We start from the raw sequence: 17948 nt of genomic DNA on the forward strand, positions 1-17948 counted from the left end.
TCTTTTCCTCCCTTAGATGATTATGCGTTGGCGGATGCGCGCGGAGCCCAGCCTTTGATCCATTCGCCTTCTGCGGCGTCGGACAGGCGGACCGGCTTTCTTTCCCGTACCGAGCGATAGATGGCGGTAACGAGTTCTATGGACTGCAGGCCGTCATTGACCGTCACTTCCTTGCCGCCGCGTCCTTCCATCGCGTCGGCAATGGCTTCGACAAAACCGGCAAAGCCGTTTTCGCCGTCGGCGACCGTCGCCAGGACGGCGTCGATCTGATCCTGCGTGGTCGGTGCACGGGCGATGAAACGCCATGTGTCTTCGGCCGGGCGATAGGGAAGCGTGCCGCTCTCGGCGGTGAAGCCTTCGAAGCAGAAACGCAGACGGGACGTATCTTCTGCTGCACCGAGCGTCACCGAGCTGGTTGCCAGCGCACCGCTTTTCATGCGGAAACTGAGTGCTGCGCAATCTTCGGTTTCGATCGTGTTGACGCGCGTATCGGCCATGGCGAAAACTTCCTCGACCGGGCCGAGGACGTGGCAGAGAAGATCATGGGCATGGATGGCGTGACCGAGGATCGCGCCGCCGCACTCACCCTTCCAGGTGCCGCGCCACGGGATGTCGTAATAGCTGGCGCCACGGTTCCAGTGAACTTCCGAGCTTGCGACAAAGGCCTTGCCCGCAAGACCGGCATCAATCAGCGCGCGCATCTGGCGCATTGCCTGTCCAAAACGGTACTGGAAGACCGGAAATACACCGCGGCCGGTCTTCTTGACGGACTCGATCAGCGCATTGGCCTCTTCCAGAGAGCGAACCAGCGGCTTTTCGCAGACCACATCCTTGCCCGCCGCATGCGCCTTCAGCGTCACGGGGAAATGCAGGTGTGGCGGCAGGCAGACGTCGATGAGCTGAATGCTCTCATCGGCCAGAACCTCATCAAGATCGGTGGTCAGACGAATGGAGGTGTCATCGCCGGCGACAGAGCGAGCGCGCTCCAGATCGAGATCGCAGATCGCCTTGACGACGAAGCGCTTGGGCAGCGCCCGATAACCGCTCAGATGCTGGGCGCCGATGCCGGCGCCGATAATGGCAACACCGATCATTTCGAGGCTCCCTCAGCCTTGGCCTGTGCCTGAAGCGAAAGGTCGCAGACCTTAAAGACGTGCTCCTGCGTCATCGCCGTTTCCGTGCGGTTGCGGATATCGTCGCAGATGCGGGCGAAATAGGGCAAACCAGCACCGGAAGCATCAATATACTCGCAGCGGTCGCCGTTGACGAGAACGAGGCGGTCCGTGCCTTCGGTATTGCCGACGTCAACATATTTACGCAGTTCGATATAACCTTCGGTGCCAAGGATGGTCAGACGGCCGTCACCCCAGGTCGGCAGCGCGTCCGGCGTGTACCAGTCGACGCGAATATAACCGTGGCCCTTGTCGCCGCGCAGCACAACTTCGCCGAAATCCTGAAGACCCGGATCGTGAGGGTTGGCGTAATTGGCGACGGTGGCGGATACGATCTCAACCTCGGTCGAACCCGTGAAGAACATGAACTGATCGATCTGGTGGCTGGCAATATCGGTGAGGATACCACCATAGGCTTCACGCTCGAAGAACCATGTCGGACGGATCTGGCGGTTCAGACGATGCGGGCCGAGGCCGACGGTCTGGATGACGCGGCCGATCGCGCCCTGGGCAACGAGTTCAGCCGCCTTGGTCACGCTCGGCACTTCAAAGCGCTCCGAGAAATCGACGGTCCAGATGCGCTTGGTCTTTGCCACGGTCTGACGAAGGCGGTCGAGCTGTTCGAAGGTAGTGCAACCGGGCTTGTCGGACATGACATCCTTGCCGGCTTCCATGGCGGCGATAGCGAGATCGGCGCGCTTGGAGGGAATGTCGGCGATCACGACGAGATCGACGGTGCCGTCAGCCAGCAGCGCCTCTTTCGAAGCGGCGCGCGGCACATTCGGGAAGCGCTTGACGAAGCCTTCCACGACATCGGGCTCGCCTTCTGTCCACCAGCCGGCAAATTCAGCGCCGGCATCCAGCAGGTTCTGAGCCATGCCGAAAATATGCCGATGCTCAATACCAAGAGCGACGAACTTGATTGCTTTACTCATCCTGCAGTTCCACTTCCTTGCCGGTATCGGCCGAGTTGATGATCGCGTCGATCAATCTGTGAGACAAAAGAGCCGCTTCGCCGGTGACGACCGGCGGGCGTCCTGAAGAGATGGCGTCCGCGAAATCATCGAAGACACCCTGATGCCATTCATGCGTGAAAGCCATCGGGTCGGCGCCGCCGCCCGTACCGGCGGCCGCGCCGCCAAAAGTCTCCTGCCGGCCATCGCGCCAGTCGACATGCAGCAGGCCGGAGGCGAGCCGCAGGCTGGCATTGTCGAAATGCAGGAGGATCGGTTCCGCGGCCCCGGGGAAGCTTGCGGTGCTTGCCACCAGCGAGCCGACAGCGCCATTCCTGAAACGAAGGCCCGCAGACACGTAATCTTCGGTTTCCATGCGGTGGAAACGCGTCGTTGCAGCCATCGCCTGAACACGGGCGACCGGCCCCGTCACGCTTAAGGCCAGATCAATCGTATGGATTGCCTGGGAGATCAGTACGCCGCCGCCATCGCGCGCCAGCGTGCCGCGACCCGGTTCGTCGTAATAGGATTGCGCGCGCCACCAGGGCACCGAGATTTCGCAGAGGCCGAGCATCCCGAGCGTTCCGCCATCCACAAGCTCGCGCGCTTTTTGCGATGCGGCCCGCATGCGGTGCTGGAAGATGATGCCGAGCACGACACCCGCGTCACGACACAGGGCGACGAGACCCTCGGCTTCCCGCGTATTGCGAGCGACCGGCTTCTCCATCAGGATATGTTTGCCAGCCTGCGCCAGTTTTCCGACAATATCGATGCGGGCATTGGGCGGCGTTGCGATAATGGCGAAATCGACATCCGCATCGCGCGCCGCGTCGTCGACGGAGGAATAAACCGCCACCGCATATCCGGTATGTTTCGATGCCTCGGCGGCCAGCGCCTTGGCGCGGCCGGAACCACCATCGACGATGCCCTTCAGGCGAATTTTTTCCGGGCTTGCCGCGCAGGCAAGCACATGCGTCTTCGCCACCATTCCGGCGCCAACGATGACACAGGTCTTGATATTTTGCATTTCGGGAGCCTCCTTCCCAATGCGCAATCATTTGCATACCGGTATGCCGGTTGTCAACAGGCTTGTGTTCCGGTATACCGGTTATGAAAACAGTGGAGGGTACATGCCGAAAATTCCTGTAACAGGCGTGCCGACGATGGAGCGGCTGGACCTCAACCGTCCGGTCGTGGACCAGATTTACTCCGCGCTGAAATCAGCCATCCTCTCGCGGGAGCTTTTTCCCGGGCAGGCCGTCTCTGAAAACGAGATCGGACAGTCGTTCAATTCGAGCCGAACGCCGGTACGCGAGGCGCTGAGCCGCCTGCGCGACGACGGCCTGATCGTCACTCTGCCAAGCCGTGGAACCTATGTTTCGCGACTGTCGGAAAAGAACATCCGTAGCGCACAATTCATCCGCGAGGCGCTTGAAGTGGCGGCGGTGCGCAGGCTTTGCCAGATTGGCCTGACGCCGGAGGCCGAGCAGGAGATCGCGCATGCGCTGAATGGCCAGCGGGCGGCGATGCGCAACGGCGACAGAAAAGCTTTCCGCATCCATGACGACCAGTTTCACAGCGCGCTTGCCGCCGCAACGGGCCTGGAAAGGCTGGAATCTCTATTGATCCGCGAGAAGGCGGGGCTGGATCGTTTGCGCGCCCTGGCCATCACCGACGAGGCGCATATGGCGCGGCTGCTTTCCGAACATGAGGCGGTATACGACGCAATCAGGGCGGGCGACGACGCCCGCGCGACGGATTGTCTGCAAAAGCATCTAAGACGCGTTCTAGGAATTCTCTCACAAGTTTTCGAGAACCATCAGGACTACTTCGAATAATTCCGCGGCTTTTTTTTCAACGGTTCGAGCATCATGAATACGGCAAACCCCGGACACACGCTTGCCATGTCGCAGGCGGAACTTCTTTGCGACAGGATGAGTACACTTGCGGAATCTCCTGTTTGGGACGAGCGGCGACAGGTGCTTTTCTGGTGCGATATTCTCGGCGGGACGGTGCGGTCCGCAGCGCTCGAGCCGGGCCGTTATCGCGAATGGTCGTTCCCCCACACGGTATCGAGCCTTGGACTTTGTCAGAACGGCGATCTCGTCATCGCCTGCGGCATGGATGTTATCATTCTCAATCCTGACAGCGGCGAGACGCGCCTCCTGCATTCAGTTCCAGCGCCCAAAGGCATCCCCTGCCGGCTGAACGACGGGCGGATCGGCCCCGACGGCGCTTTCTGGGTGGGAACCATGCACAACGTGCCGCTCCCGGACATGCAGCCATATGGCGAACTCTGGCGGATCACCGAAAAGAACGCCGAGCGTATTCAGACGGGGCTGACATGCCCGAATGGGCTCGCTTTCTCTGAGGACGGATCGATCATGTGGCAGAGCGATTCCGTCCAGAAATGGATACGTCGGCGAAATTTCGACAGCCGGAACGGCAGCTTCGATGAGGGCGTGCTGGTGGCCCAGATGACGGAAGAGACTGGAAGGCCCGATGGCGGCTGCCTCGATAGCAGCGGCAACTATTACAGCGCAGGCGTGTCGGCCGGCCTGCTCAACGTTTTCACGCCCGACGGCGCGTTGGCGGACGTGATAGCAGCCCCAGTGCCCCACCCCACGATGTTCTGCTTCGGGGGCACGGATTTCAGTACTCTTTTCCTGACATCCCACCGCCACAACATGTCCGAGGACCGACTGCGCAAAGCGCCATTTTCAGGTGGGGTCTGGGCGATCCCGACTCAGACAAAAGGGTTTGCCGGCTTCCGCTTTGGCGAAGGTGGGTAACGCCCGGAAGCCGGGTTCCGAACCCTATTCCTCCCGGAAGGCGCGGCTGATCTGGTCGGTCAGCGGTTTGGCGATATAGGACAGCGCCGTTCTTTCGCTGGTCTGAATGAACGCCTCGGCCGGCATGCCCGGCACCAGCGGCGCATTGTTCAGCTTCCGCCGCTCGGAGACTGGGACGGAAATCCGCGCCAGATAATAGGAGAGACCGCTGCGCTGATCGGTGGTGATATCCGCCGCGATGCGGCTGACATGGCCTTCCAGTTCCGGCGTGACGCGCTGGTTGAATGCGGTCATGCGCAGCATCGCCTTTTGCCCCAATTGAAGCTGATCGATATCCTTGGGCACGATCTGCACCTCCAGCGCCAGCTCGTCTCCGTCAGGCACGATGAGCATGATTGGGTCCGCCGGCGTAACCACGCCGCCCACGGTGTGCACGGCCATTTCATGCACCATGCCTGATTGCGGCGCGACAATGTCGATGCGTTTCAGCTGGTCTTCGGCGGCAACCTTGCGCTCGACGAATTCGCCCATCTGGGCCTGTATCTCGCGCAGTTCCCGCCCGACCTCGGTGCGCAATTCCTGATCGATCTGCAGGATTTGCAGCCTGGTTTCGGTGATGCGCCCCGCCGTCTGCGCCTGATAGGCGATTTTCTCGCCGCGCTCACCGCCGAATGTCGCGGCCTGCGTCTGCAGGCTGTTCAGCCGCTGCACAGACACGACACCCTGTTCAAGCAGGGATTTTTGCGAGGTGATTTCAGCCTCCAGCACGGCAAGGCCGTTATCATAGGCGACTTCCTGCGCCTTCAGCCCTTCGATCTCATGTTCGAACTGGGTGATACGCTCGGAAAGCTGTGCTTTGCGGCCTTGGCGATAGGATTTGCGGAATTCGAACAGCTTGGTCTCGCTGCGCATGGCGGAGGCGACATCGGCATCGTCTTTTCGCGCCATCAAAGCCTGCGGAAAGACGAGTTCCGGCAGATCGTCGCGCTCGGCCTCCAGCCTTGCCATGCGCGCATTCAGCTCATCCAGACGCTTAGTCACAATGGCGAGATTGGCGCGGGTCTGGGTCGCATCAAGGCGCATGACCACATCGCCGGCCTTCACTCTATCGCCTTCGTTCACCAGAATTTCGCCGACGACACCGCCGCTCGGATGCTGCACCTTCTTCGTGTAGGAATCCACCACCAGATGGCCGGAGGCGACAACCGCGCCGGCAAGATTGGTCGTAGCAGCCCATCCGCCGACACCGGCCAGCATCGCTACACCTGCAGCAAGGCCGGCAATAAGATGTTTGCGGATGGAGCGCGACACATGGCTGCGCTGCTCAATGTTTGACATCCGCATCTCCTTCCTGGCTGTTCTCTTCACGGACGTCTTCCAGCACCAGCGCCTGCGGCTGGGTATTGGCGACGACGCGCAGCGGCGAGATCGTCTGGGCGGATGCGGTAAATCCCTTGGCCGACTGCGCCTGCGGAACGCGCAGCACTTTCGACAACACCTCATCTCGCGGGCCGAACGCCTTCATCCTCCCCTCTTCCATCATGAGAATGAAATCGACAGCGCCGATGGCGCTCGGCCGGTGGGCGACGACGACGGCAATAGCGCCCCGCGCCTTGACCGAAGAAATCGCCTTGACCACGGCGGCCTCGCCTTCCGCATCGAGATTGGCGTTGGGTTCGTCCAGCACCACGATGAATGGATCGCCGTATAGCGCGCGGGCAAGGCCGATGCGCTGGCGCTGCCCGGCGGAAAGCGCCGACCCCGCCTCGCCGATATCGCTGTCATAACCCTTTTCGAAACGCAGGATCAGCTCATGCGCGCCCGCAGCCCTGGCCGCCGCGATGATGGCGTCAGGATCGGGGTTATCCTCGAAGCGGGAGATATTCTCGCCAATCGTGCCATCGAACAACTCAACGCCCTGCGGCAGATAACCGATATGGCGGCCCAGCGCCTCACGGTCCCACTGCTCGAAACTTGCACCGTCCAACCGTACCTTGCCGGCCGCAGGCATCCAAGCGCCGGTGAGAATGCGCGACAGGGTGGATTTGCCCGAGCCGGAGGGGCCGATGACGCCGAGCGCGTTTCCGGCGGACACGATGAAGCCAAGTCCGGTGACGGTTGGTTTTCTTTCTCCCGGCGGAACGATGGTGACGTTTTCGACCCGCAAATCCTTTTCAGGCTTCGGCAGGGCCATCGCCGCAGCATTGGCCGGCATCTGCGCAAAAAGCTCCCTCAGCCGCGCCCAACTCTGCCGGGCGGCCACAAAGGACTTCCAGTTGGAAATGGCAAGATCGACGGGCGCCAGCGCCCGGCCCATCATGATCGAACTGGCGATCATCACGCCGCCGGAGGCCTCCTGATTGATGACGAGCCACGCGCCGACCGCCAGAATCGCCGATTGCAGCACGACCCGCAAAGACTTCGCGATGTTGCCAAGACCGCCGGCCACATCGCCTGCCTTGCGATTGGCGGCGAGATAGGCCTCGTTGGAATTCTGCCAGCGTTTTCCGAGCCGACCGCCAAGCCCCATGGCCTGCACGACTTCGGCATTGCGGCGCGAAGCCTCCAGTTGCCGGTTGCGGGCCATATTCTCGACCATGGTGTCGCGGATCGGCTTCTGCGAAAAGATGTTGGTCAGGATTGTGAGGGAAACGAGCAACACCGCGCCGGCAAGCGCCGTCACGCCGATCCAGAAATGAAACAGAAAACATATGCCGAGATAAAGCGGCATCCATGGCAGATCGAAAAAGGCCGTCGGCCCCGTGCCGGAGAGAAAACCGCGCACATTATCGAGATCGCGCAGCGGCTGCAGACCGTCGCCCGGCATACGGTTGACGAGCGGCAGGCGCACCACCGCATCATGCACCCTGCCGGAATAACGCAAGTCGAAATCTTCACCGATACGGATCAGAACGCGAGCGCGAATGATATCGAGCAGGCACTGGAAGCCGTAAAGGCCAAGCGCGAGAATGGCGAGCCCGACCAGCGTCGGCAGGCTGCCGCTGGCCAGAACCCGGTCATAAACCTGCAACATGAAAAGCGGCGACGTCAGCGCGAGGATATTGACCACGCCGCTGACGAGCGCAACGCCGAGAAACGTGCTTTTAAGGGGCGAAACAACCGCCGCAGCAAGGGACTGCGGCGGCGTCTGCTGGTGGTTTTGAAAGCCCACAGCCTGATTTTCCTTTACGCAGCAAGCGCCGATGCGCTGGCGAAAATGAAGTCCGATGCGTCGAGCACATTTGCATCGACGCCATTCAGTGTGACGGAGACGGACGTGTCTGTGGCAGAAAGGATAACGGCATTTCCGTTATCGTTATACCACAACAAATCGTCCACCGAAGTTGCGCCCCAGGCGGAGACATCAAGCGTATCCGTGCCGTCCTGATAGCCGTAGGTTCCGGTCGGGCCGGCCTGTACGACATCGTTGCCGCCGGAGAATACAAAGGTGTCTGCGCCGGCAAAGCCGGTCAGGGTGTTGGAGGCAGCCGTGTCCTCGATCACCGTGCCGGTGGCTGCAAAGTAATCATAGAAGCCGGCCAGCGAACCGAAGCGGGCAAGCTGGTAGACGGCGAGATCGAGAAGATCGCGAGCGCCGGCGAGCGAATAGGCGCTGTCGGGATCGATCAGCAGTTCCTGCTGGCTAACGGCGATGCCACTGGTGGACTGGCTGTAGCCGGCGCCCAGAACGATGCTGTCCACCGAACCCGTCAGATTGCCTTGGGAGTACTGCAAAGCGCCGCTCATGACGATGCCCTTGCCGCCGGAGCTGCCATCGCCCCACGCCTCATAGGTCGTGTTCGGATCGATGGTGGTGGTGGCGAGAGAGCTCGTCTGAGCGTCGTAGAACGCACCATAGGTCGAACCGAAACCGCTCGTCCAACCGTTGAGGTAGCCGATCAGATCGGAGGAAGACTGCGTCAGTTGAATTGTGGTAGCCATAGGTGTACTCCTTTGCTGGCCAATAGGGATACCTTGGTCATGTGACGAAGGCGTTTCATCTCCGGGACGGGCTGCAACCCCAGCCCGGAGAATTTCTTCCACGGTTCAGAACTTCACGTTCATCGTCGCGATAAAGGTGCGGCCCGGGGCCGTGTAGGCGCTGGCTGCCGGGATGTATTTGCGGTCCGTCAGGTTGTTGACGGCGAAGCGAAGCGTGGCCTTGTCGTTGAAGGCATAGGAACCGTAGAGATCCACCGTCGTGTAGGGATCGGTCACCTCACGCAGATTGCCCTCCGTATCCAGCGTGCGCGACTGTGTCGGCGTAACGTGGTTGAGCCTTGCGCCCAGCGAGAATTTTTCATCGAAGAAACGCATGCCGCCATCGAGCGTCAGCTTCACCTTAGGTGCGACGTCGCCCGGCCAGGCGAAGATTTCGCCCGTTGTCGTGGTCGTGCCGTTGGAAAAAACCTCCGTCTTTTCAGGCCATTCCGTCTTCAGAAGCGTCGCCGAGCCGCCGAGCCAGAAACTGCGGGCGTCGTAATTGCCCTCGAATTCAAGCCCGCGCATATAGGTCGTGCCGTCCAGATTGACGAAGCTGGTATAGGTGCGGTCGAGAACCTGATCCGTAACGAGATAACCGAGCGCGATATAGTCCTTCACCTCGCGGCGAAAGGCGGCCATTTTGATGCGAATGGAATCGTCGTCCAGCAGCACGCCGTCGAAGCTCATATTCGCGCCGACTTCGTAGGTCGTCGCCTTTTCGGCACGCAGGGCCTGGTTCGGAGCGTATTCATATCCAGCGCTGTCGCCCGGACGCGCACCGGCGAAAAACGCCTCGAGAATTGTCGGCGGACGCAGGCTCTGGGAATAGCTTACATAAGGGCGGAACCAGTCGACGGGTTTCAGTTCGATGGTGGCCGAGGGCAGCCAGGCGCTGTAGGTGCGATCGATATCGACATTGTGCGATGGAAATTCGGTGACGGGTGTCGGCGGCTTCGTTGTTCCGGTTCCCGGCATACAACCCGCCGAAGCGTTGGGCCACGCACGCGCGAGATAAAGCGCATAACGCGTCGCCCAGCTCGGATTTGCCGGAAGAAAGACCTGATTGAAATAGTCCAGCGCCGTATAGTGGTTGCGAACGGGATCGCATGGAACAGACGTGTCTACGAGATAAGTATGAGTGTTGTAATAAGTGGCTGACCCTTTCAGGCGCGACCAATCATAACGCACACCGCTGCTCAGCATGATCCAATCCGCTGGCTCCAGTTCCCCGTTTAAAAACAGGCTTGCGACATCACGCCTTCCTGCGGGACTGAAAGCCGTGTAGCTGCTGGCATAAGTGGGATTTTGCGCGATTGTGGCACTCGTGGCCACAGAGGTAGCAATATCCCGGAAAGCTTCCGCTCCATAATTTAAGCTGAGTGCACCCGCCTTGGTGTCGAAACGACTGGTATTTTCCAAGCTCCCGCCGAAACTGCGCAGGCCCATATCGAGGTTGGTTTCCGCTGCATACCCGACGCTTCCATCAAGTTTATTGCGCGCCGCACGCAGTTCATGCGTCATATTATCGTTCAGCCACAGCGACGACTTGAAGTCGATGAGTTCGCTCTCCGGATCCCAGTCCAGCTTTGCGACGACGCTGTCGTTTCGCACACTTTCCCTGTCCATAACGTTGTACGAGCCGTGGACGAAATCATTCTGCTGGTGCATCCACGACAACGACGTTTGCACATCGCCAAAGTCGCCTTCCCCCTTGACAAAGGTCGACCAGCCATCCCTGCCAAGCAGGTCCTTCATCGTCAACGCTGTGCTCCGGGCCTCGCCCTTCGTTCCAATCTTGTATTCATCCATGATGGTGCGGCTGTAGCCTGCGACGAAGGAGACAGGGGTATCTGGAGAGCGAACAGCAGCCAGAACAGAACCCTGAAAATCATAACCATTGGTGCCGCGGGAAACATTCACTTCCCCGCCCTTGTTTTCACCCTCGGCAATCAGATCGTCGGCGCTGACGGTTCGGAACTCGACCTTGCCGCCCAGAGAGCCGGCATTACCCGACCGCGCATTGGTTATTTTTTCGATCTCGACGGCACGGATGAAAGCGACATCCACATAGCCCTGCCCGGCACTCGCAGTATAGCTTGCGGTGCCGCCAAAAGTCGCACCGCGCTGCGCATTCTGCCGCGCCCCGTCGATGGAGACGACCACGCGGCCGCTTTCCTGCAAACCGCGCACATTGGGCGAAACGGTTGGAAAGCTGCCATTGCCCTCGCCGGCATAAACCCCGGAAACCCGGTTGAAAACATCGCGCGTGTTGCGCACGCCGGCCGACTGGATCGCCTCGCGGCCGACCACGCTGACGCTGGCGGGCGTTTCATAAACCCAGTCGGGTGTCCCCTGATAACCGGAACCGGCAATGGAGTTGCGCCCGGTCTTGCCGGTCAGGGTAATGGTTTCCAGAACCGTCGTACCCTCCGCCGCGGAAAGATCGACGGTCGATTGCCCTGTGCCGATGACGACGGTTCTGCCATTGCCGGCGATACGGAAATTAACGCCCGTTCCCGCCAACAGCCGTGACAGCGCCTCCCTCACAGTGAAACTGCCGGTGACGGCATTGGTGCGCACATTGCCCGCCGCCGGCGTGGCAAGCGTGACCTGAAGGCCGGATTGCCGCCCGAAAGCACCCACGACCGACGACAGCGATTGGGCGGGAATATTGAACGGCCGCGTCGCTGTCTCCTCGCCGACGGGACGCTGGGAGTTGGCGGTATCCGCTCCGGTCTGGGCCAGAACAGGCGCCGCGAATGAAACGGCGACCGCCGTTGTCGCCAGCAGCGCGGCCTTGCGAACCTGCTTTGCTGCTTTTTCCCCTGAACCGGTCTTGCATGTCTGGAGGCGCATATTGCTTTTGTCTTCCTGTCTTTCGCTCCGGATATATCTTGACCGGATTACTCAACAAAAAGACGATTGCATCGCCGATTTTTTTCAGGATTTCGGAATAAATTTTATAAATTACTGAAAATAAATATGATTTTTTGTTTCGGAATGTTTCAGAAGCGGGTGATGATCCGGGCGCTGCCGCCAATCGCATGCACCTTGCCCTTATAGGGTTCCACCAGGGCTTCCAGCGCGCGGTCCGGGTCGCGCAGATCGTAAAACCCTGTCACCCTCTGCTCGGCAAGCCGCTTGTCGGCCATGGTCAACCATGCTGGATGGTAACGCTGGATCTGCTCCACGACCGAGCCTATCGTCGCGTCGACCACATAGAGTTCACCGTTGCGCCAGCCGCCAATATCCTCGACGGAAACAGTCTCTTTGCGGATCGCGCCGGAAGCGTCGACAATCAACATATCGCCCGGCACGAGCCGCGTTGACGGCGCATTGTGGAAGGACGCCTCCACGGAACCGTGAGCCAGCGCCACCTGGGTTACTCCATCCGTCAGGTCGACGTCGAAAGCCGTGCCCAGCACCTGAACGGTCACGTTTTTTGCCTCCACGACGAAGGGACGGGTTTTGTCCGGCACGACATCGAAAAAAGCTTCCCCCTTCAGCACCGTCACATTGCGATGGCCATCCGTGAAATCCGTTGAAAGCGCACTCGCGGCGGCGAGCTGCACTTTGCTGCCGTCTTCGAGGATGATCGTGCGGCTTTCAGCAGTGGTGGTCTGATAGTCAGCCTCCAGGCGAACGAAAAATGCCGGAACGAACAGCACCGCAAGACAGAGGGACGCCGCCGCCACGGCCGCACCGGCATAGCGCCGCACGGACCAGCGCCGCCGCTGCGGCTTTATCGCGGACTCACCCGGCAGATGCGGCGCATCTTCCCAGAGGCTCTTGAATTCCGGCTCCACCAGTCCGAGGTTTTGCCACGTCCTGCATGTTCGTTCCCAGGCGAGACGGTTTGCCGGCTCTGCCCCCAGCCATTGCTCAAATTCCGCCTTCAGCCACGATTCCGCCGAGCCGGACTGCAAACGCAGCAACCAGTCGGCCGCCTCTTCCGCCTTGCCGGCCCGCATTTCAATCTTTTTCTCTGGATCAATGGTCATTGAACCGGGCCAGTTCCTTTGGGGCGCGCAGCAGAAGCGTCGTCTTCTGCATCGTTATAAAGACGTTTAACGAAGAGATTTTTTTCACAAGGTGGGACAATTGGGACTATTTACTTCATTTCTCTGGTGATCGCTGCAATGCTGCCCTTGATCAGACGGTGTGCGCTGGCCACGGATACGCCAAGGTGACGCGCAATCTCCTCCATATTGTAACCACCGAATCTGTGCATTTCCAATGCCACTCTTGCCTGAATCGGCAGGCCGGCTAAAATAGTCCGCATCTGGCGGACTTCATCGCAGAAAAGGGCGTGTTCCTCCGGCGTGCCATTGTCCTGCGGCACACCCCAGAACGGCGTATCGTCCGGCCGTTCGCGAATGTCCTGGCGGCTGCGCCGGCGATTGTCGAGGGCAAGATTGCGAACGATACGAAAGAGATAGGATTTGAGATTGGCGGGATTACCGGAGGCCTCGGGAACGAATTTCAGGAACGCTTCCTGAACCACGTCCTCCGCATCCGCCCGCGACCCCAGTATGACGGTGGCGTATTTGATCAGGTCGACCCTATGCGCGACGTAAGCGTTATAACGCTTGTCATCTTCCCGTATGCCCATGTCTCAACCGAGAGAAATTTGAAGGGATCGACGAAACCTGCCGTCCGCCGATCGGCCGCGCAGTTTTGCCGTTCAAAGCTCTAGCATCCAAACCATGGCTCGAACAGATATTTCATGACTATTGGCCTCAAGAATTTGTGCGGTCTGCGGTAGCCCCCCGCTTATACGGCCGGATCTTGATATGTCAGATGGCCCCGTCGACGATGACCATGGGCCTACCCTGCGAGCAGGGCTCGATACGCGCATCGATGCGATAGATATCGCGCAGCATCTCCGAGGTTATAACCGCCTCCGTGCTGCCGCTCACCACCATTTCACCGCGCGCGATCACCATCGTATTTTCGCAATAACGAAGCGCATGGTTGAGGTCATGCAGGGCGATCAGCACGATCATGCCGGTCTTCTGCGCCAGATCGGTAACGAAGCCCAGAACCTCGATCTGCCGGTGGAGATCGAGCGCGGAGGTCGGCTCGTCCATCAGCAGCACTTCCGGCTTGCGCGCCAGCGCCTGCGCCAGTGACACAAGCTGCCGCTGGCCACCGGACAATTCGCCAAGCCCGCGGAAGGCCAGATCGTGGATTTTCAGCGCCTTGAGAATGGCGTCGATCTCGAACAGCTCATCGTCATGGACCCGCCAGCCGCCGCCCTGCTTGGCGGAAAGAAGGATGGATTCATAGACCGTCAGCACGGCGTTGGCGCCGGTATCCTGCGGCATATAGCAGATGGCGCGGTTGCCGCGCGCCGTGTCCGACAGTTCGACCAGACCCGGACCGGAAATCAGGCTGGCGATGCGTTTGAAAAGTGTCGACTTGCCGGCGGCATTCGGACCGATCACGGCTGTAACACTGCCGCTTTGCAGTGTATCGATGCCAACCTTGGAGAGTACCGTGATGCGCCCATAGGCGGCGCCGACATCTTTCAGTGCGAGCGCTACCATGCGCGTCTCCTGTTACCGAAAATGAGCGCGAAGAAGAATGGAACGCCGACAAGCGCCGTGATGACGCCGATCGGCAGGATCGCGCCGGGAATGAGGATTTTACTGATGACCGAGGTAGCCGACAGAAGCAAAGCCCCGCAGATGATAGAACCGGGCAGGAAGAAGCGCTGGTCCTCGCCAACAACCATGCGGGCGATATGCGGACCGACCAGCCCGACGAAGCCGATGGTGCCGACAAAAGAAACAGGAATCGCCGCCAGAAGACTGACCGTCAGCATGGTCGACAACCGCAGACGGCGCACATTGATGCCCATGCTGGCCGCCTTGTCATCGCCGAGCCTCAGCGCCGTCAACGCCCAGGCATTGCGCATGAACATCGGCACGGTGACGAGGAGAATGGCGCCGGTGATGTAAACCTTTTCCCAAGTCGCCTTCGTAAGGCTGCCCATTGTCCAAAACACAACGGCAGCGAGCGCCTGTTCGGACGCCAGATATTCGAGCAGGGACAGCGCCGCATTAAAGGTGAAAACCAACGCGATGCCGAGCAGAACGATGGTTTCCACCGTTACGCCGCGCATCGTTGAGGCGAAATGAATGAAGAGAGCCGCAATCATCGCCATGATGAAGGCGTTGATCGGCACCATATACTGCACGGCTCCCGGAAAGATCGCCACGCCGCCGACAAGCGCCAACGCCGCACCGAAGCTTGCGGCGGCGGAAATGCCGAGTGTGAAAGGGCTTGCAAGCGGGTTGGACAGAATTGTCTGCATTTGTGCGCCGGCAACAGAAAGCGACGCTCCGACGGTAACCGCCATCAGCGCGATCGGCATGCGGATGTCCCAGATCACCACCCGAAGCTGGTTACCGACCGCCGCCGGGTCGGCAATGGTCGCCAGAACCTCTGATAGCGTGTAGCGGGCCGGGCCGAGCGCCATGTCTGCGGCCAGGCTGAAGCACAGCGCGATAAAAAGTCCGAAGAGGATGATGATCCTGCGCGCGGCAAGAGCGCGATATTGATCGCGCCCACTCATGCCAACTGCGCTTTCATTCAGCGACGTCATTGGTTCAAACCTTTGTCGAGCGAGGCGAAATAGCCCGGCTTGTAGGTGATGGGGAGGAATTTGCGGTGAAACTCCTCAAAATTCTTTTCCGGATCGAGATCGGCGAAGAGATCGGGATGAAACCACTTGGCGAATTGCTGGATCGGGAAAAACTCGTAAGGCGCGCCGTAGAACTGGTGCCAGACGGCATGGACATTGCCTTCCTTCACAGCCTTCAACTCCGGAAACGGCGTGCGCTTCATCAGGTTGGCAAGTCTCTCACGGGAGAGAACCATATCCGCGCCGCGTCCGACAGGAACAAACTGGTTGATGTCGGATTCGGCTGCCCAGTTGGAGCCGGTGACGATGACCTGGTCCGGATCGGCAATCACGAGCTGTTCGGGATTGAGGTCGCCGAACGTCGTCTTGATGATGCCGTCGGCAATGTTGTGGCCGCCGGCGAGATCGACCATCGCGCCGAAATTGAACGGTCCGAAAGTGCGGCAGCAATTGTTTTCGCCGGAAATGCCGGGGGCGCGTTCAATGAAGACGTTCGGGCGTTTCAGGTCCTTGACGCTGGCGAGCCGGTCGGTCACGCGGGCGATTTCGGCGCGGCGATAGGCGATGAATTCCTTCGCACGCTCTTCGGCGCCGAATAGTTTGCCAAGAATTTCAACCGAGGCTTCGCTGTTCTTTTCGGGATCGATGCGGAAATCGAGATAGATGATCTTGATACCGGCAGCGGCGGCCTTTTCTTCGAAACCGCTTTCCTTCGCAGACTTTTCCGCCTCCAGATTGAGGGTGATCACATCTGGCGAAAGGGTGATGGCGGTTTCGAGGCTGAATTCGCCCTGCGGCACATAGCCGAAACGCGGCAGTTTCTCGATCTGCGGAAAACGCTCGACATAAGCGGCATAGCTGTCGGGATCCTTCTTGAGAAGATCGTCACGCCAGCCGACAATGGTATCGAAGGTCTTGTCGCCCTTCAGCGCAGCGATCACATGCACCTGACGCGCCTCACCGACGATGATGCGCTTGGCCGGCAGGTCCAGCTCGACCTTGCGCCCGGTAACATCGGTAATCTCCCCGGCATGTGCCGTCATGGCAAGAAGGGAAAAGGCCAGCACCGCAAGATGCCTGAGAGCGTTGAGCCGCATGAGAAATCCTCACTGAGTTCCTAAGCAGAGCGATGAAGCCGCAGCGCTGCGGCTTCATCCATCGATCGGACGGCGCTCCCCTTCACCGTCCCTGAATTACTTCCCGTCCTTCAACGACACAAAGTAGCCGGGCTTGTAATCGAGCGGCAGGAAACGCGCATGCAGCTCCTTGAAGGTGGCCTCGGGGTCGAGGTCCTTGAAGAGATCCGGATGCAGCCATTTGGCGATTTCCTGAATGGCCACGAACTGATAGGGATTGTTGTAGAACTGATGCCAGATGGCGTGGACGTTGCCGTCCTTCACCGCCTGCACGCCGGTGAAAGCCGGACGCTTGGTCAGGTTCTCAAGCTTGCGATGGGCTTCCTTCAGATCCGCGCCATAACCGACGCCGACCCAGTTGCCGCCCGGAACATAACCGTTCCAGTTGCCGCCGGTGATGATGATCTGTTCCGGATTGGAGGCGATGATCTGTTCCGGGTTGACGGTGCCGAAGGTGCCGGGAATGATGTCCTTGGCCATGTTCACGCCGCCTGCAAGCTCCACCATCTTACCGAAATTCTCGTTGCCGAATGACATGCAGCAATCGTCGGAATAACCGCCGGCGCGCTCCATGAACACGACAGGCTTCTTCGGGTTGGCCTTTTCCAGCGTATCGGTAACCTTGGCGATGGCATCAGCGCGGAACTTGATGAAGTCCTCGGCGATCTTTTCCTTGCCCGTCAGCTGGCCCATGAGGCGCATGCTCGGCTCGGTATTTTCCATCGGCTTTTCACGGAAATCGACGTAGACCAGCGGAATGCCGACCTTGGCAAGCTTTTCGATGTAGCCCGCTTCTTCGGTCGCCGTCTTGGCGTCGATATTCATCAGGATGACGTCAGGCTTCAGCGCAACCGCCTGCTCGATGTCGAAGGTGCCGTCCTTCATGCCGCCGAAAGTCGGCAGCTTGGCAATCTCGGGATACTTCGCGAGATAGGCCGCATAGGTTTCCGGATCGGCTTTCGCCAGGTCGTCGCGCCAGCCAACGACGTGCTGGAAAGGATTTTCCTTGTCGAGCGCAGCCAGGAAATAGATCTGACGGCCTTCGCCGAGGATCACATGCGAAACGGGCACATTGACTTCGACATCGCGGCCCGTCACATCCTTGACGGTGACCTTTTCGGCGAAAGCCGGCCATGCGGCGGATACGAGAAGGCCAAGGGCAAGTGCCGCGGATTTGGCTGAAATGCGCATCGGATATTGCTCTCCAGTGTTGACTGGCGCGGCTGTATTATTTTCTGACTGTACTAGTCAACATTTATGTT

At 59.7% G+C, this 17948-nt stretch carries 15 protein-coding genes; 2 read left to right on the top strand and 13 right to left on the bottom strand.

Annotation, left to right across the window (positions count from 1 at the left end):
* Nucleotides 1–20: 20 nt before the first annotated feature.
* The 3 genes from AGR1_RS17605 to AGR1_RS17615 are packed head-to-tail and all read right to left on the bottom strand — an operon-like array spanning nt 21 to nt 3152.
* Complete coding sequence (locus AGR1_RS17605; protein WP_149147713.1) at nt 21–1094, bottom strand: Gfo/Idh/MocA family oxidoreductase; 1074 nt, start codon at nt 1092–1094, stop codon at nt 21–23.
* Entirely contained in the window at nt 1091–2107 is a 1017-nt protein-coding gene (locus tag AGR1_RS17610; RefSeq protein ID WP_149147714.1) for a Gfo/Idh/MocA family oxidoreductase, read from the bottom strand. Before AGR1_RS17610 ends, AGR1_RS17605 begins: the two co-directional genes overlap by 4 nt.
* The gene (locus AGR1_RS17615; RefSeq protein ID WP_149147715.1) at nt 2100–3152 is read right to left on the bottom strand and encodes a Gfo/Idh/MocA family oxidoreductase; all 1053 of its coding nucleotides are present in this window, start codon (nt 3150–3152) and stop codon (nt 2100–2102) included. Before AGR1_RS17615 ends, AGR1_RS17610 begins: the two co-directional genes overlap by 8 nt.
* Nucleotides 3153–3255: 103 nt before the next feature.
* Here AGR1_RS17615 and AGR1_RS17620 point away from each other — a divergent pair, with 103 nt between their 5' ends.
* Together AGR1_RS17620 and AGR1_RS17625 are read left to right on the top strand one after the other, a co-directional pair.
* Nucleotides 3256–3963: a GntR family transcriptional regulator gene (locus tag AGR1_RS17620; protein ID WP_080795655.1), complete on the top strand. Its 708-nt coding sequence runs from the start codon at nt 3256–3258 to the stop codon at nt 3961–3963.
* 33 nt (nt 3964–3996) lie between these two features.
* A complete protein-coding gene (locus AGR1_RS17625) occupies nt 3997–4917 on the top strand; it encodes an SMP-30/gluconolactonase/LRE family protein (RefSeq protein WP_149147716.1) in 921 nt (306 codons plus the stop codon).
* Nucleotides 4918–4941: 24 nt separating this feature from the next.
* Here the strand turns inward: AGR1_RS17625 and AGR1_RS17630 are convergent, their stop codons facing one another.
* From AGR1_RS17630 to AGR1_RS17675, 10 genes are all read right to left on the bottom strand, one after another.
* Nucleotides 4942–6255, bottom strand: coding sequence for an HlyD family type I secretion periplasmic adaptor subunit (locus AGR1_RS17630; protein ID WP_149147717.1), 1314 nt, complete (start codon nt 6253–6255; stop codon nt 4942–4944).
* Nucleotides 6242–8089, bottom strand: a complete 1848-nt coding sequence (locus AGR1_RS17635; RefSeq protein ID WP_149147718.1) for a type I secretion system permease/ATPase — start codon at nt 8087–8089, stop codon at nt 6242–6244. Before AGR1_RS17635 ends, AGR1_RS17630 begins: the two co-directional genes overlap by 14 nt.
* Nucleotides 8090–8103: 14 nt before the next feature.
* Nucleotides 8104–8859: a hypothetical protein gene (locus tag AGR1_RS17640; RefSeq protein ID WP_080795642.1), complete on the bottom strand. Its 756-nt coding sequence runs from the start codon at nt 8857–8859 to the stop codon at nt 8104–8106.
* A 105-nt stretch (nt 8860–8964) separates the two neighbouring features.
* Nucleotides 8965–11757 (bottom strand): TonB-dependent receptor, encoded by a 2793-nt coding sequence (locus tag AGR1_RS17645; RefSeq protein WP_149147719.1) that lies wholly within the window; start codon nt 11755–11757, stop codon nt 8965–8967.
* Between the two features lie 149 nt (nt 11758–11906).
* Nucleotides 11907–12902, bottom strand: coding sequence for a FecR family protein (locus tag AGR1_RS17650; protein ID WP_149147720.1), 996 nt, complete (start codon nt 12900–12902; stop codon nt 11907–11909).
* Nucleotides 12903–13012: 110 nt separating this feature from the next.
* Nucleotides 13013–13513, bottom strand: coding sequence for an RNA polymerase sigma factor (locus AGR1_RS17655; protein ID WP_149147721.1), 501 nt, complete (start codon nt 13511–13513; stop codon nt 13013–13015).
* Nucleotides 13514–13697: 184 nt separating this feature from the next.
* The gene (locus AGR1_RS17660) at nt 13698–14450 is read right to left on the bottom strand and encodes an ABC transporter ATP-binding protein (protein WP_080795631.1); all 753 of its coding nucleotides are present in this window, start codon (nt 14448–14450) and stop codon (nt 13698–13700) included.
* Nucleotides 14444–15511: an iron ABC transporter permease gene (locus tag AGR1_RS17665; protein ID WP_080795628.1), complete on the bottom strand. Its 1068-nt coding sequence runs from the start codon at nt 15509–15511 to the stop codon at nt 14444–14446. Before AGR1_RS17665 ends, AGR1_RS17660 begins: the two co-directional genes overlap by 7 nt.
* Nucleotides 15508–16647 (bottom strand): ABC transporter substrate-binding protein, encoded by a 1140-nt coding sequence (locus tag AGR1_RS17670; protein WP_080795626.1) that lies wholly within the window; start codon nt 16645–16647, stop codon nt 15508–15510. Before AGR1_RS17670 ends, AGR1_RS17665 begins: the two co-directional genes overlap by 4 nt.
* A 96-nt stretch (nt 16648–16743) precedes the next feature.
* Nucleotides 16744–17877, bottom strand: a complete 1134-nt coding sequence (locus AGR1_RS17675; RefSeq protein WP_080795624.1) for an ABC transporter substrate-binding protein — start codon at nt 17875–17877, stop codon at nt 16744–16746.
* Between the last annotated feature and the right edge of the window lie 71 nt (nt 17878–17948).

The sequence above is a fragment of the Agrobacterium sp. B1(2019) genome (assembly GCF_008274755.1).
Classification (GTDB): Bacteria; Pseudomonadota; Alphaproteobacteria; order Rhizobiales; family Rhizobiaceae; genus Agrobacterium; species Agrobacterium salinitolerans.

Excerpts from the sequence above, each read along its gene's own strand:
- AGR1_RS17620 (WP_080795655.1), top strand. The coding sequence starts at position 3,256 with ATGCCGAAAATTCCTGTAACAGGCGTGCCGACGATGGAGCGGCTGGAC.
- AGR1_RS17615 (WP_149147715.1), bottom strand. The coding sequence starts at position 3,152 with ATGCAAAATATCAAGACCTGTGTCATCGTTGGCGCCGGAATGGTGGCG.
- AGR1_RS17640 (WP_080795642.1), bottom strand. The coding sequence starts at position 8,859 with ATGGCTACCACAATTCAACTGACGCAGTCTTCCTCCGATCTGATCGGC.
- AGR1_RS17670 (WP_080795626.1), bottom strand. The coding sequence starts at position 16,647 with ATGCGGCTCAACGCTCTCAGGCATCTTGCGGTGCTGGCCTTTTCCCTT.
- AGR1_RS17645 (WP_149147719.1), bottom strand. The coding sequence starts at position 11,757 with ATGCGCCTCCAGACATGCAAGACCGGTTCAGGGGAAAAAGCAGCAAAG.
- AGR1_RS17660 (WP_080795631.1), bottom strand. The coding sequence starts at position 14,450 with ATGGTAGCGCTCGCACTGAAAGATGTCGGCGCCGCCTATGGGCGCATC.
- AGR1_RS17625 (WP_149147716.1), top strand. The coding sequence starts at position 3,997 with ATGAATACGGCAAACCCCGGACACACGCTTGCCATGTCGCAGGCGGAA.
- AGR1_RS17605 (WP_149147713.1), bottom strand. The coding sequence starts at position 1,094 with ATGATCGGTGTTGCCATTATCGGCGCCGGCATCGGCGCCCAGCATCTG.
- AGR1_RS17630 (WP_149147717.1), bottom strand. The coding sequence starts at position 6,255 with ATGTCAAACATTGAGCAGCGCAGCCATGTGTCGCGCTCCATCCGCAAA.
- AGR1_RS17665 (WP_080795628.1), bottom strand. The coding sequence starts at position 15,511 with ATGACGTCGCTGAATGAAAGCGCAGTTGGCATGAGTGGGCGCGATCAA.
- AGR1_RS17675 (WP_080795624.1), bottom strand. The coding sequence starts at position 17,877 with ATGCGCATTTCAGCCAAATCCGCGGCACTTGCCCTTGGCCTTCTCGTA.
- AGR1_RS17650 (WP_149147720.1), bottom strand. The coding sequence starts at position 12,902 with ATGACCATTGATCCAGAGAAAAAGATTGAAATGCGGGCCGGCAAGGCG.
- AGR1_RS17610 (WP_149147714.1), bottom strand. The coding sequence starts at position 2,107 with ATGAGTAAAGCAATCAAGTTCGTCGCTCTTGGTATTGAGCATCGGCAT.
- AGR1_RS17655 (WP_149147721.1), bottom strand. The coding sequence starts at position 13,513 with ATGGGCATACGGGAAGATGACAAGCGTTATAACGCTTACGTCGCGCAT.